Origin of the sequence: Achromobacter sp. UBA2119 (genome assembly GCF_002331005.1) — a bacterium.
GTDB lineage: Bacteria > Pseudomonadota > Gammaproteobacteria > Burkholderiales > Burkholderiaceae_B > Achromobacter > Achromobacter animicus.
In genome coordinates, this window is record NZ_DCYD01000015.1 from 228,220 (window position 1) to 242,692 (window position 14,473).

The following is a 14,473-nucleotide window of genomic DNA, read 5'->3' on the forward strand; positions in this document are numbered from 1 at the left end:
GTGCAGCTCCAGTAGGTGAACTCCATATGTAAAACATGACGCGTGGCCGCCGAGCCCGCCACCTCAAAGAGAGGAGACAACATGAAGCCGAGCAACGCTATCAAAGTGCTGTTTGCCGCCGTCGCGCTAGCCGTCAGCGGCTCTGCACTGGCGCAGACGAAACTGAAGTGGGCGCACGTGTACGAGACTTCCGAACCGTTCCATACCTCGTCGGTGTGGGCCGCCCAGGAAATCGAGAAGCGCACCAACGGCCGCTATCACATCGATGTCTATCCGGCCTCGCAACTGGGCAAGGAAAACGACATCAACCAGGGCCTGACGCTCGGCACGGTGGACATGATCATTTCCGGGTCCAGCTTCGCGGCCAAGAGTTTTCCGCGCATCGGCGTCACCTACTATCCCTACACGTTCCGCAGCCCCGAGCACCTGATCGCCTACACCAAGAGCGACATCTACAAAGAGCTCACGCGGGGCTACGACGAAAAGAGCGGCAACCACATCGTCGCGACCACGTATTACGGCACGCGCCAGACGACGTCCAACAAGCCGTTCACCAAGTGCAGCGAGATGAAGGGCCTGAAGATCCGCGTGCCGGACGTGGCCGCGTACCTGGCCATGCCGCGTGCCTGTGGCGCCAACACCGCGCCCATTGCGTTTGCCGAGGTTTACCTGGCCCTGCAGAACGGCACGGTCGAGGCGCAGGAAAATCCCCTGACCACGATCGAGGCCAAGAAGTTCTACGAAGTGCAGAAGAACATCATCCTCACGGGCCACATCGTCGATCACCTGAACACGGTGATCTCCGGCAAGCTCTGGAAGAGCCTGTCGGACGAAGACAAGAAGATCTTTGCGGAAGTCGCGCAGCAGGCCGCGGAAAAGGCGTCGGCCGAGGTGGCGGCGTCCGAGAAGAAGATGGTCGACGTGTTCAAGCAGCGTGGCCTGACGGTGGCCGAGGTCAATATCGACGACTTCCGCAATATCGTGCTGGAGAAGGTGCCGTTCAAGCAGTACGGCTACGAGAAGTCGGACTGGGAAAAAATCCAGGCGGTGAAGTGAACCACGGCGGGCGGGCCGTTGCCGCGGCCCGCTGCGCCTGAATGCTGCGCCTGAATGCTGCGCCTGAATGCAGCGCCTGAATGCATCGCCTGACCGCATCGCTTCCGGCAATCGCCTGACGCGATAGCTTGACCGATCCCGCACGAGGGGAATTCCATGCACTCCAACGCGAAGGCCGCGCCGATGGCGGCCGTCAGCCATCCGCCGGAACAGCCGCCCGGCCCGCATCACGTCTCCTCGGTGGACGAGATCGTCCAGAGTTTCGAGGAAGCCGATCATCACGACGTCAGCCTGGCCGGCTACCAGCCGGAAGACTGGATCTGTCTGGCGATGTTCTGGGCGATGGCGCTATTGGTCTTCCTGCAGTTCTTTTCGCGCTACGTGCTGAACGATTCGTACGCCTGGACCGAGGAGCTGGCGGTGTACTGCCTGATCGGCGTGGTGTTCCTGGGATCGGCGATGTGCGTGCGCGCGTGCCGCCACATCCAGGTGGACTTTCTTTACCGCTACCTGCCCAAGCCCGCCGGCCGCTTGCTGTCCACGCTGATCGACATCCTGCGCACGGCCTTTTTTGGCTATGCGGTGTGGCTGACGTACCGCTACATCGTGCTGGTGGGCGACGAGCCCATGACAACGCTGTTCTGGAACAAGGCCTTCGTGTACTGGGTGGCGCTGGCCGGTTTCGCCATGATGTTCCTGCGGTCGTTGCAGGTGTCTTGGCAGAACTGGCGGCAGGGCTATTCGATCCTGGAGAATCCCGCGGCCTATGAGTCGTTGGATTGAATCGCTGCACTGAATCGCTGGACAGAACCTCCCCCAATCCGCAGTGCCTTGCCAGGAGCGATACATGGGCACCCTGATAGGAAGCTTTCTGCTGTTGATGATCATGGGACTGCCGGTGGCGGTCTCGATGGCGGGCGCGTCCCTGCTGTTCATCCTGATCTCCGGCAGCGTGCCGGACGTCGTCATTGCCCAACGCATGATCGCGGGCGTCGAGTCGTTTCCGCTGCTGGCCGTGCCGTTCTTCATCCTGGCCGGCAACCTGATGAACATCGCCGGCATCACGGGCCGCATCTACAACTTCGCGGTGGCGCTGGTCGGCTGGATGCGTGGCGGGCTGGGGCAGGTGAACATCATCGGCTCGGTGGTGTTTGCGGGCATGTCGGGCACCGCCATCGCCGACGCTGCCGGCCTGGGCACCATCGAGATCAAGGCCATGAAGGACCACGGCTACCAGACCGAATTCGCGGTCGGGGTGACGGCCGCGTCGGCCACGCTGGGTCCCATCATTCCGCCGTCGCTGCCGTTCGTCATCTACGGCATGATGGCCAACGTGTCGATCGGGTCGCTGTTTCTGGCAGGCCTGATCCCCGGCCTGGTGCTGACCATCCTGATGATGCTCACCGTCGCCTACTACGCGCGCCGCAACAACTGGGGCGGCGACGTGGCGTTTAACTGGAAGCGGCTGGGCGGCGCGGGGCTGGAAGTGCTGATCGTGCTGGCGTTTCCGCTGTCGATCTGGCTGATGACGCTGGCGGGCGTATCGCCCAACATCGCCACCGGCATCTCGTTCGCGGCCTTGCTGCTGCTGGACTGGAAGTTCAACTTCTCGGCGGTCATGGCGCTGATGGCGCCGGTGATCCTGATCGGCGGCATGACGCTGGGCTGGTTCACGCCCACGGAAGCCGCGGTGGCCGCCGTGATCTGGGCGCTGTTCCTGGGGCTGGTGCGCTATCGCTCCATGACGTTCAAGACACTCGCCAAGGCCTCGTTCGACACCATCGAGACCACCGCGTCCGTCCTGTTCATCGTGACGGCCGCGTCGGTGTTTGCATGGCTGCTGACCACCACGCAAGCGGCGCAGGCGCTGACGGACGCGATCCTGAGCGTGACGCAAAACAAGTGGGTGTTCCTGCTGATGGCGAACATCCTGATCCTGATCGTCGGGTGCTTCATCGACACCATTGCGGCCATCACCATCCTGGTGCCGATCCTGCTGCCCATCGTGCTGAAACTGGGCATCGATCCGATCCACTTCGGGCTCATCATGACGCTGAACCTGATGATCGGCCTGCTGCATCCGCCCATGGGCATGGTGCTGTTCGTGCTGGCGCGGGTGGCCAAGCTGTCGGTCGAGCGCACCACGATGGCCATCCTGCCGTGGCTGGTGCCGCTGTTCGTGGCCCTGATCGCCATCACCTACGTCCCCCAGATCACCCTGTGGCTGCCCACCGCGATGGGCATGGCCGGCAAATAAGGAACCGCGAACATGTCAGGAAGACTGCAAGGCAAGACCGCCATCGTCACCGCCGCCGGGCAGGGTATTGGCCGCGCCGTGGCAATGGCCTACGCGAATGAGGGCGCCGACGTGCTGGCCGTGGACCTGAACGGGGCCGCGCTGGAAACCCTGTCCGGCTGCCGCACGCAGGTGCTGGACGTGACCGATGCGCGCGCGGTGCGCGCGCTGGCGCAGGACGCGGGGGCGGTCGATGTGCTGTTCAATGGCGCTGGCTTCGTGCACGCCGGCACCATTCTGGACTGCGACGAAGACGCCTGGGATTTTTCGTTCAACCTGAATGTGCGCTCGATGTATCTGCTGATCCGCGCCTGCCTGCCGGCGATGCTGGCGCGCGGCTCGGGGTCCATCGTCAACATGGCATCCGTGGCCGGCAGCATCAAGGGCGCGCCCAACCGCTGCGCCTACGGCGCCACCAAGGCGGCCGTCATCGGCCTGACCAAGGCGGTCGCCGCCGACTACGTGGGCCAGGGCATCCGCTGCAACGCGATCTGCCCGGGCACGGTCGAGTCGCCGTCCTTGCGCCAGCGCATCGAGGCGCAGGCGCTGGCCAGCGGCCAGCCTGTCGCGGCGGTCGAGGCCGCCTTCACCGCGCGCCAGCCGATGGGCCGCATCGGCCGCGCCGAAGAGATCGCCGCGCTGGCGGTGTATCTTGCCAGCGACGAATCCGCCTTCACCACCGGCACCGCGCAAGTGATCGACGGCGGCTGGTCCAACTGACTCCTCTTTTTCCAGCAACAAGGAAACCGCTATGAAACTGATGCGATATGGCGCCAAGGGCGCAGAAAAGCCCGCGCTGATCGACGCCCAGGGCCAGGTCCGCGACCTGTCGTCCGTCATTGCCGACATCACCGCCCAGACGCTCGTGCCCGCCAAGCTGGCGGAACTGCGCGCGCTGGATCCGGCATCGCTGCCCCTGGTGTCGCAACCGGGCCGCGTGGCGCCGCCGTGGAGCGGCATGGGCAAGTTCATCTGCATCGGCCTGAACTACGCGGATCACGCCGCCGAGTCCGGCCTGCCGGTGCCGGCCGAGCCCGTCATCTTCATGAAGACGACGTCGGCCGTGGTGGGCTGCAACGATGCGGTCGTGCTGCCGCAGGATTCGGTCAAGACCGACTGGGAGGTCGAACTGGGCGTGGTGATCGGCGAGAAGGCCCGCTATGTCAGCGAGGCCGACGCCATGAAGCACGTGGCCGGCTACTGCGTGGTCAACGACGTGTCCGAGCGCGAATACCAGATCGAACGCGGCGGCACCTGGGACAAGGGCAAGGGCTGCGACACGTTCGGCCCCATCGGCCCGTGGTTGGCGACGGCCGATGAAATCCCGAATCCGCAGGACCTGGAGATGTGGCTGGAGGTCAACGGCAAGCGCTATCAGAACGGCAGTACCCGCACCATGGTGTTCGGCGTCGCGCAACTGGTGTCGTACGTCAGCCGCTTCATGACGCTGTATCCGGGAGACCTCATCAGCACCGGCACGCCGCCCGGCGTGGGCATGGGCCAGAAGCCTGCGCCCGTCTACCTGAAGGCGGGCGACGAGATGAAACTGGGCATCGCCGGCCTGGGTGAACAGCGCCAGCGCGTCCACGCCTGGGATCCCGCGCTGATCGACGGCTGATCCGCTTCGCCCTCTTGCCTTCCGGAGTCCTCATGTCGCAGACCGATACCGCAGTCATACGCATCCACCCGGCGGACAACGTGGTGATCGCCCGGCGCCAGCTAGTCAGCGGCACGCGGCTGGAAGGCGAGGGCGTGACGGTCGTGGGGCTGGTGCCGCCCGGCCACAAGGTGGCGGTGCGCGCCATCGCGGCCGGCGAGCCGGTGCGCCGCTACAACCAGATCATCGGCGTGGCGCGGCAGGCCATCGCGCCCGGTCAGCACGTCCACACGCAGAACCTGGAGTTCTCGGATTTCGAGCGTGACTACGCGGTCGGGCAGGATGCGCATCCGACGGACTTTGTGGACGCGCCGGCCATGTTTGACGGCATCGTGCGCGCCGACGGCCGCATCGCCACCCGCAACTACATCGGCATCCTGACCAGCGTGAACTGCTCGGCCACGGTGGCCCGCGCCATCGCCGACCACTTCCGCCGCGACATCCGGCCCGAGGCGTTGGCCGCCTGTCCGAACGTGGACGGCGTCGTGGCGCTGACGCACGGCGCGGGCTGTGCCACCGGCAGCGACGGCGAACCGCTGCGCGTGCTGCGGCGCACGCTGGGCGGCTACGCGCGGCATGCCAACTTTGGCGGGCTGATGGTCGTGGGGCTGGGCTGCGAGACCAACCAGATCGGCGGGCTGATGGAACAGGAGCACCTGCGCGAAAGCGGCATGCTGCACACGTTCAACATCCAGGACACGGGCGGCACGCGCAAGACGGTGGCGCGCGGGATCGAACTGGTCGAACGCATGCTGGAGCAGGCCAACCGTGTCGAGCGCCAGGCCGTGCCCGCCAGCCATTTGACTGTGGGCCTGCAATGCGGCGGGTCGGACGGCTATTCGGGCATCAGCGCCAACCCGGCGCTGGGTGCGGCGGTGGACCTGCTGGTGCGCCACGGCGGCACGGCGATCCTGTCCGAGACGCCTGAGATCTACGGTGGCGAACACCTGTTGACGCGCCGGGCGCAGACCCCCGCCGTGGCGGACAAGCTGCTGGCGCGCGTGCGCTGGTGGGAAGACTACTGCGCCCGCAACGACGCCGAGATGGACAACAACCCCTCGGCCGGCAACAAGGCGGGCGGCTTGACCACCATCCTGGAAAAATCGCTGGGCGCCATCGCCAAGAGCGGCACGACCAACCTCACTGACGTCTATGAGTACGCCGAGCCCGTGCACACACGCGGGCTGGTCTTCATGGACACGCCGGGCTACGACCCGGTCTCGGCCACCGGTCAGGTGGCCGGGGGCGCCAACCTGATCTGCTTTACGACCGGCCGCGGGTCTGCCTATGGCTGCGCGCCCGCACCATCGCTCAAGCTGTCCACCAACACGGCGTTGTGGCAGCGCCAGGCCGACGACATCGACATCAATTGCGGCGAAGTGGTCGACGGCGCGCAGAGCGTGGCGCAGATGGGCGAGCGAATTTTTCGGCTCATGCTGCAGACGGCGTCGGGCCGTCGCACCCGCAGCGAGACGCATGGCTACGGGCAAAACGAATTCGTTCCGTGGCAACTTGGCGCGGTGATGTAGCGAAGACGGCTCGGGGCGTGCTATACCCTGGCGTCGCCCCTTTTAGACATTGCGCAAAAATGCTTGAACGTCTGAATTCCGAGTCATTGCCGCGTCTGCCCGCCGACGTGGAAAAGCCCAGCTACGACCGCAGCCGGCTGACGCCGGGCATCGTCCATCTGGGACTGGGCGCCTTTCACCGGGCGCATCAGGCGGTGGTCACGGACCAGGCCATGCAGGCCAGCGGCGACCTGAGCTGGGGCATTTTGGGCGTGTCCCTGCGCCATCCCGCCACGCGCGATGCGCTGACGCCGCAGGACGGCCTGTATACCCTTGCCGTGCGCGACGCCGGCCCGGACGGGCAGGACCGGGAACACCTGCGCATCGTCGGTTCCGTGCTGCGCGTGATGGTGGCCGACGAAGACCCGAACGCGGTCCTCGAACGCATCGCGTACCCGCAGACCCGCATCGTCAGCCTGACCGTGACGGAAAAGGGCTACAGCCACGAACCCGCTACCGGCCACCTGCGCTGGGACGATCCCGACATCCTGCACGACCTGGAAGACCCCATCCGGCCCCGCAGCACCATCGGCATCCTGGTGCACGGTCTGGCCTTGCGCCGCGAGCGCGGCCTGCCGCCGATCACGCTGATGTCATGCGACAACCTGCGCGGCAACGGCGATACGCTGCGCAGCCTGGTGCTGGCGTTTGCGCTGCGGGTGGACGTGACGCTGGCCGACTGGATCGACCGCAATTGCACGTTCCCGAATTCCATGGTCGACCGCATCGTGCCGGCCACCGAAGATCAGGACCGCCAGCGGATCGCCGGCCGCCTGGGCGTCGAGGACGCCTGGCCCGTGCTGGGCGAGCCCTACCTGAACTGGGTCATCGAAGACAAGTTCGCCGCCGGCCGTCCGGCGTGGGACGCCCAGGGCGGTGCGACCTTCGTGAGCAACGCGGCGCCCTATGAACGGCTGAAGCTGCGCATGGTCAGCGGGCCGCATTCGGCGCTGGCCTACCTGGGCGCGACCCTGGGCCTGCACACCATGGCCGACGCCGCCAACACCCCGGCGCTGCGCGCCTTCATCGAGGCCATGATGCGCGAGGAGATCGCGCCCACCCTGCGCGGCATTCCCGAGGCGGGGCTGGTCGAATACCGTCTGCGCTTCCTGAACCGGATTTCCAATCCGGCGCTGCCGCATCCGCTGGCGCAGATCGTCATGGACGGATCGCAAAAGCTGCCCCAACGCCTGCTGGACACGATCCGCGACCGCCTGCGCGCCGGCCACGGCATCGATCGCCTGTGCCTGGCGGTGGCCGCGTGGCTGAACTACCTGCGCGGCGAAGACGAGCAGGGCGGCGTTTACGCCATTCAGGATCCGATCGCGGCACGGCTGGACCGCCTGCTATCGCGCGCCGAGGTCGCCGCGCACGCCGCCAAGCCGTCGCAGGCGGCGCAGCGGCGCGCAACGGTGCTGGCGCGCTTCAAACCCGTGTTCGGCGACCTGGGCGATTCGGCCGTGTTCGTTGAGTGCCTGACCAAGCATCTTGAAGCGCTGCGCGAACACGGCGTCCTCCACGCCGTGAAGGCAGCCACCTAGGAGACCCGCATGGACGCCGACAGCCGCGTGACCGCCGATGATTGGGAACGCTGGGCCGAGGTGTGCCTGCTGGCGCAGGACTTTTCCGCCGACGACGCGCGGTGCCTGGCGCACAGCCTGGCGCAGACCAGCCTGTGGGGCATCGATTCGCACGGCATCGCGCGGCTGCCGCATTACCTGAATCGCGTGGCGCACGGCTCGATCCTGGCCCGGCCCGACGTCCGCATCGCGCGCACGGGGCCGGGAACTGCGCAGGTGCATGGCGGCCGGGGGCAGGGCATCGTGGTGGCGCATCGGGCCAATGCGTTGGCCATCGAGATGGCCCGTGAGGCCGGCGTGGCGGCGGTCGGCGTCAGCGATTCCTCGCACTGCGGGGCGATCGGGCTGTACAGCCGTGCGGCGGCCCGGCAGGGCTTGATCGGCATTGCCTTCACGCATTCGGATTCGATCGCCGCGCCCTATGGCGGGCGTGCAGCCTTCTTCGGCACCAATCCCATCTCGCTGGCCTTTCCGCGTGCGGACGGCGCGCCGCTATGCCTGGACATGGCCACGACCGCCATTCCTTGGAATCGCGTCATGAATGCCCGGCGCGACGGTGTCGCGTTGCCGGCGGGTGTGGCGCTGGACGAGAACGGCGCGGACTGCACCGACGCGCAGGCCGCACGCGCCCTGCGACCGCTGGGCGGCGAGGAATACGGCTACAAGGGTTATGGCCTTGCGATGATGGTCGAGCTGCTGTGCGGACCGCTGAACGGCAATCCGTTCGGCCCGCACATCTCGTCGATGTACGAGGCGCTGGACCAGCCGCGCGAACTGGGCGCGTTCTTCATCGTCATTGACCCGGCGCGCTTTGCCGGGGGCGCGGCGCTGGCCGCGGTGGTGGCGGGGATGGCGGTCGAGCTGTCACAGGCGCCCGGCGCGCCCCGCATGCCCGGTGATCCGGAGGCCGACCACGAGCGGGAACGGCAACAGCTAGGTCTGCCCGTGCCGCCCGCGCTGTGGGACGAGATGCAGGCCTGGAGCAGCCGGCTGGGCGTCGCGCTGCCGGCGACGCGCCAGGCGTAGTGGCGCTGCGCCTGCCCCGCGATTGAAGATCGCGGGTCGAAGCGGCGAGCACATTTCAGTGTCGTCCTCACCCATGAGGGGTCATGTATCTTCCCGGGGCGCCTGCATAGCCGATTTCGCTGCCAGGGGCATTTGCGAGCTGGGCTCCGCAGAAGATTGCGGCGGCATCTGTGCCGTCATAGCCCGCGGCCGTTCCACCTTCCCAAATCGCAACGCAAACTGGCGCGTGAACACGGCGCCAAAGAAGAAGATTTGCGCGGAATACCAGATCCACAGCAGCAGCGCGATCAGCGAACCCGCGGCGCCGTAAGCGGACACTGCTGCGCCTCGGCTCAAGTACAGCCCGATGCCCCACTTGCCCAGCAGGAACAGCGCGGCCGTCACGACGGCGCCCGGGATGACGTCCGGCCACGAAATCCTGGCGCTGGGCAGCAGCTTGAAGATCACGGCGAACAGCGCCGCCACGACCGAAAACGAAAACAGGTTGGACGCCCACTCCGCCACGATCGAGAAGGTCGAATTGGCCCAGAGCGAGCCATAGATGCCGCGCGCAGCAGCGAGCGCGGCGTTCACGGTCAACGACACCAGCAGGAACAGCGCCAGCACCAGCACCAGACCGAACGACAGCAGGCGGCTTCGCACCAGCCCTTTAATGCCGCTCTTCTGGTTGGCCTGCACTTCCCACAACTCATCCAGGCTGGCCTGCAATTCCGCAAAGGCGGTGGTGGCGCTGAAGATCAGCACGCCAATCGATACCATGGCCGCAATCCAGCCGCTGCCGGATTCGTGCGCACTGGCAAGTACCGTCTGGATCACCTCGGCGCCGCGCTCGCCGATCAGGTCGCGCAACTGCGCAAACAGTTCGGAACGCACGGCTTCTTCGCCAAAGAAAGCGCCCGCCACAGCAATCACCAGCAGCAGCATCGGGGCCAGCGAAAACACCATGTACAGCGCCAGCGCGGCGCCCTTGCTGGACGCGCGATGGCTGGACCATTGCTTGGCTGAGTCCATCAGCAAACCGCCCATCTGTGAGGGTCGCAGTACTTGCAGAACGGTTCTGGGCAGTCGCATGGCGCAATGTCTCGGTAGGGCGAGCATTCATTGTAGGGACGCGTACAAGCCCCAGATACGGTCAGATTGTTGGCAAACGTTTTCAAACGCCGGGATATTTGCCGCTACTGAAACAACACGCAAAGTATCGGGCGCCATTTCGGTGCGCAAAAAAGAAAAACCCCCGGGGCGAAGGACCGGGGGTTTTTCGGATACTGCATTCCCCGGCCGAAGCCGGGGAGGCCTTGCAAGAACAGCGGGACTTAGAAGTCCATGCCGCCCATGCCGCCCATGCCGCCGGGCATGGCCGGAGCAGCGGGCTTGTCTTCAGCCAGTTCAACAACGGCGGCTTCGGCCGTCAGCAGCAGGCTGGCGACGGAGGCAGCGTTTTGCAGGGCGGTGCGGGTCACCTTGGTGGGATCCAGCACGCCTTGCTCGACCAGGTCGGTGTACTCGCCGGTCGCGGCGTTGTAGCCGTAGTTGCCCTTGCCGCCCAGCACGTTGCTGACCACGACGCTGGCTTCTTCGCCGGCGTTCGTGACGATGGTGCGCAGGGGCTCTTCCACAGCGCGCAGGATCAGCTTGATGCCGGCGTTCTGGTCAGGCGTGTCGCCCTTCAGGTCAGCGATGGCTTGCTTGGCGCGCAGCAGCGCAACGCCGCCACCAGCCACAACGCCTTCTTCCACTGCAGCGCGGGTGGCGTGCAGGGCGTCTTCGACGCGAGCCTTCTTTTCCTTCATTTCGACTTCGGTGGCAGCGCCAACGCGAATCACGGCAACACCGCCGGCCAGCTTGGCCACGCGTTCTTGCAGCTTTTCACGGTCGTAGTCGGACGTGGCTTCTTCGATCTGCACGCGCACTTGCTTGACGCGGGCTTCGATGGACTTGCTGTCGCCAGCGCCGTCGATGATCGTGGTGTTTTCCTTGCCAACTTCGATGCGCTTGGCTTGGCCCAGTTCAGCCAGACCAGCCTTTTCCAGCGACATGCCGGTTTCTTCGGAGATCACCGTGCCGCCCGTCAGGATGGCGATGTCTTCCAGCATGGCCTTGCGGCGGTCGCCGAAGCCCGGGGCCTTGACGGCGGTGGTCTTCAGGATGCCACGGATGTTGTTCACAACCAGGGTGGCCAGCGCTTCGCCTTCGACGTCTTCCGCGATGATCAGCAGGGGACGGCTCGACTTGGCAACTTGTTCCAGCACGGGCAGCAGGTCGCGGATGTTGCTGATCTTCTTGTCGAAGATCAGGACGAACGGGTCGTCCAGGACGGCAACTTGCTTGTCCGGGTTGTTGATGAAGTAGGGCGACAGGTAGCCGCGGTCGAATTGCATGCCTTCGACGACGTCCAGCTCGTTTTCCAGCGACTTGCCGTCTTCGACGGTGATGACGCCTTCCTTGCCGACCTTGTCCATCGCGTCAGCGATGATCTGGCCGATGGAGGTGTCGCTGTTGGCCGAGATGGAACCGACTTGGGCGATTTCCTTGCTGGTCGTGACCGGCTTGGATTGCTTTTGCAGTTCGGCGACGGCGGCGGCGACAGCCTTGTCGATGCCGCGCTTCAGGTCGATCGGGTTGAAACCGGCGGCAACGTACTTCAGGCCTTCCTGAACGATGGCCTGGGCCAGCACGGTGGCGGTCGTGGTGCCGTCACCGGCGTTGTCGGAGGTCTTGGACGCGACGTCCTTGACGAGTTGGGCGCCGATGTTTTCGAACTTGTCCTTCAGTTCGATTTCCTTGGCGACGGACACGCCGTCCTTGGTCACGGTCGGGGCGCCGAACGAGCGCTCCAGCACGACGTTGCGACCCTTGGGGCCCAGGGTGGTCTTGACAGCGTTGGCGAGAACGTTCACGCCACGGACGATGCGCACGCGAGCGTCATCACCGAACAATACTTGCTTGGCAGCCATTTCTTAGCTTCCTTCGAAAATTCGTTTGAGGCGGGAGATTTACTGAACCACGGCGAGGATTTCGTCCTCGCGGATGACGAGCAGTTCTTCGCCATCAACCTTCACGGACTGGCCGGCGTACTTGCCGAACAGAACCTTGTCACCAGCCTTCAGGTCGACCGGCAGGATCTTGCCGTCTTCGGTCTTCTTGCCGGGGCCGACGGCCACGACTTCACCCTGGTCGGGCTTTTCAGCGGCGCTGTCGGGGATGACGATGCCCGAGGCAGTCTTGCGCTCGTTTTCGAGGCGTTTGACGATCACGCGATCGCCCAGGGGACGCAAGGCCATGAGGAACTCCTGTTAACTAAATGAAAGAGGTGGTCGGTTGCCCGGGAGGCGTTAGCACTCACCGGAGTCGAGTGCTAATTATAGGGATGATGTTCTGAGGTTCAAGGGGGGGTGGGGCGCTGTTACATATTTGGGCCAGCGCGGGGGTAATGCGCTCAGGGCGACAGCATCGGTGGTGGCGGCGTCGAAAAGGGCGGGCATTTCAATCCCCCGCGCTCGCCGCCGGACGGATGTGCCACGCATGCCACCCGCGCTCCTGCTTGATAACGAGTTTCGAACCCGTCTGATTCGAATGCGCAATCGATCTCTATATCGTTGCCGCATCGCGGATGTGGCAGGTGAGTTGGCTTTCTCGGGAGTGAGTTGGCGGTCTCCGATATTTGCAACGGCGAATACTGCAACTGAAGCTCAAACCCGGAGGCTAATTTATTGTGTTGTTTCCACCCAGTATTAAAACCGTGCGGTTGGCAAGTCGCATTGGTGTCGTTGGAGCGTTGCTGTCCGTCGTCGCCAACCTGGCTGGTTTCTATAACGTCACATACCGGCCCTGGAGCGATAACGAGATTCCGCCGTGGCTGAATTTGCTTGGACTCCAGGTGGCGCTCGGAGGCTGGTTCATCATGTTGCTTGGTGGCAAGAGGTGGCTCGCTTGGGGCGCGGTTGTGCTCTCTGTCGTACTGCTAAATGTATTCTGGCCCTCGCGAATGCACATTCACCTATTCGATGCGAGCAGTGAATCCGTATACGGGGCGCCTTATCGCATCAGCTACGAGCCTTTTCGCAACTGGAGATGGCGAGTCACTCAAAACGAGGGATTGACGCCGGGAAGCAGTACGTTTTTCGGCCAGAGATTCACGTATAAGAAGGTGACAGCCGCGACGGCTGATGACGCTGGTGGTATCTCGATTCGAGATTTCAGATGCGAGGCCTTCAGGGAGGTCTATTTGGGGCACATATCGGTTACGTATGCGCGAATCTTTCCCGATAATCCTCTGAGCCCTTATTTCAACGTGCTGAAAGACCCTGCAAGCTTCAATTTCGAGGGATGTTCCGTCGTCGAGAAAAAGGATAAGTAGGGCCGTGAGGCTTCTCGGGGCGGCCCCCACACGGCCCACACGGCCCACATGGCCCACGTTCTCCATGCGCCATGCAGGCCGCCCCGACCACTCAGAAGCGGTAGGCCACGCCCACGCTTCCAAACACGTTTGCCTTGCGCTCGTTGAGCGGGCTGTCACGCGCATCGCCGAACACTGTGTTCACGCCCAGCGTGCTCATCAGGTTCCAGTCCTTGGTCAGACTGTAGTTCCAGCTGGCGGCCACGGCGGCCGATTTGAAGCCTGAAGAGGCCGAGTATTGCGGTAATCCTTCCCGGCTGTTCGCAGCATCGCGGGCGCTTACGCCAAACCAGGTCTGCATGGCATCGCTGTTGGCCCATTGCGTGCTTACGCCCAGGCGCAACTGCTGGCGCTCGGTCTGCAGCACGGCATACGAGGCGCGCAGTTCCAGCGTGCCGCCGTACCCGCTCTTGGCGGCCTGGCGGTACGCGGCGCCCAGCGCGTAGCGGCCCGGTGTCCATTCGATGTAAGCCCCATACGACGCATGGAAATCGATATCGCGCATGCCTTTGGTGCGATCGGCGTCATCGGAATCGCGGCCCAGGTCCATGCCCAGGAAAATTCCGGCCTCGAGGTCGGTGGCGAGGCTGGTGCGCAGGCCCATGGCCGGGAGACCGGCGCGCGGCGAAATGAAGAACGGGCCTGACGAATAATTGATCAGCGGCCGCGGCACGGCGCGATAGTCGCGCGAACCTTCGTAGACCGGCACGACAGCCACGCCCAGTCCGATGAAATTATTGCTCTGGGCATTCGCCCCTGCTGCGCCGGCGAGCAGCGCCAGCCCGGCCGCACCGCGCGACCACATTGATCCAAGCATGATGGCTCCTGTCGATTCCAACGGCGGCGCGTCCGGCCGCCATATCGGGCCGTTATGATGACGAAGCGCGTTTAGGA

At 64.7% G+C, this 14,473-nt stretch carries 13 protein-coding genes; 9 read left to right on the forward strand and 4 right to left on the reverse strand.

All coding sequences use genetic code 11. From position 1 onward, the window contains the following. Positions 1–81: 81 nt before the first annotated feature. From B3098_RS15485 to B3098_RS15520, 8 genes are all read left to right on the forward strand, one after another. Positions 82–1,056: a sialic acid TRAP transporter substrate-binding protein SiaP gene (locus B3098_RS15485; RefSeq protein ID WP_286897533.1), complete on the forward strand. Its 975-nt coding sequence runs from the start codon at positions 82–84 to the stop codon at positions 1,054–1,056. 156 nt (positions 1,057–1,212) lie between these two features. Beyond that, a complete protein-coding gene (locus tag B3098_RS15490) occupies positions 1,213–1,839 on the forward strand; it encodes a TRAP transporter small permease (RefSeq protein ID WP_279970721.1) in 627 nt (208 codons plus the stop codon). A gap of 64 nt (positions 1,840–1,903) precedes the next feature. Further along, positions 1,904–3,313 carry a TRAP transporter large permease gene (locus tag B3098_RS15495; protein ID WP_175122573.1) on the forward strand — a complete coding sequence of 470 codons (1,410 nt, stop codon included), beginning with the start codon at positions 1,904–1,906 and terminating at the stop codon, positions 3,311–3,313. Between the two features lie 12 nt (positions 3,314–3,325). Next, on the forward strand, positions 3,326–4,072 hold the full coding sequence (locus B3098_RS15500; RefSeq protein WP_286897534.1) for an SDR family oxidoreductase: 747 nt from the start codon (positions 3,326–3,328) through the stop codon (positions 4,070–4,072). 31 nt (positions 4,073–4,103) lie between these two features. Then, a complete protein-coding gene (locus B3098_RS15505) occupies positions 4,104–4,970 on the forward strand; it encodes a fumarylacetoacetate hydrolase family protein (RefSeq protein ID WP_218342910.1) in 867 nt (288 codons plus the stop codon). Positions 4,971–5,002: 32 nt separating this feature from the next. Next, the gene (locus B3098_RS15510; RefSeq protein ID WP_279970722.1) at positions 5,003–6,538 is read left to right on the forward strand and encodes a UxaA family hydrolase; all 1,536 of its coding nucleotides are present in this window, start codon (positions 5,003–5,005) and stop codon (positions 6,536–6,538) included. A 59-nt stretch (positions 6,539–6,597) separates the two neighbouring features. Next, on the forward strand, positions 6,598–8,118 hold the full coding sequence (locus tag B3098_RS15515; RefSeq protein WP_286897535.1) for a mannitol dehydrogenase family protein: 1,521 nt from the start codon (positions 6,598–6,600) through the stop codon (positions 8,116–8,118). Positions 8,119–8,127: 9 nt separating this feature from the next. After that, entirely contained in the window at positions 8,128–9,183 is a 1,056-nt protein-coding gene (locus B3098_RS15520) for an Ldh family oxidoreductase (protein ID WP_286897536.1), read from the forward strand. 81 nt (positions 9,184–9,264) lie between these two features. Here B3098_RS15520 and B3098_RS15525 read toward each other — a convergent pair whose 3' ends face one another. The 3 genes from B3098_RS15525 to groES all read right to left on the reverse strand — a co-directional run bounded on the left by B3098_RS15525 (position 9,265) and on the right by groES (position 12,464). Next, the gene (locus B3098_RS15525; protein ID WP_286897537.1) at positions 9,265–10,254 is read right to left on the reverse strand and encodes a YihY/virulence factor BrkB family protein; all 990 of its coding nucleotides are present in this window, start codon (positions 10,252–10,254) and stop codon (positions 9,265–9,267) included. Positions 10,255–10,496: 242 nt separating this feature from the next. Continuing rightward, complete coding sequence (gene groL, locus B3098_RS15530) at positions 10,497–12,137, reverse strand: chaperonin GroEL (RefSeq protein WP_175122591.1); 1,641 nt, start codon at positions 12,135–12,137, stop codon at positions 10,497–10,499. A 39-nt stretch (positions 12,138–12,176) separates the two neighbouring features. Continuing rightward, positions 12,177–12,464, reverse strand: a complete 288-nt coding sequence (gene groES / locus B3098_RS15535) for a co-chaperone GroES (RefSeq protein WP_006221616.1) — start codon at positions 12,462–12,464, stop codon at positions 12,177–12,179. Between the two features lie 431 nt (positions 12,465–12,895). On the opposite strand from groES, the gene B3098_RS15540 reads away from it, so the two are divergent. Beyond that, positions 12,896–13,540, forward strand: a complete 645-nt coding sequence (locus B3098_RS15540; protein ID WP_286897551.1) for a hypothetical protein — start codon at positions 12,896–12,898, stop codon at positions 13,538–13,540. 91 nt (positions 13,541–13,631) lie between these two features. Here B3098_RS15540 and B3098_RS15545 read toward each other — a convergent pair whose 3' ends face one another. Next, positions 13,632–14,396 carry a MipA/OmpV family protein gene (locus tag B3098_RS15545; RefSeq protein WP_286897553.1) on the reverse strand — a complete coding sequence of 255 codons (765 nt, stop codon included), beginning with the start codon at positions 14,394–14,396 and terminating at the stop codon, positions 13,632–13,634. Between the last annotated feature and the right edge of the window lie 77 nt (positions 14,397–14,473).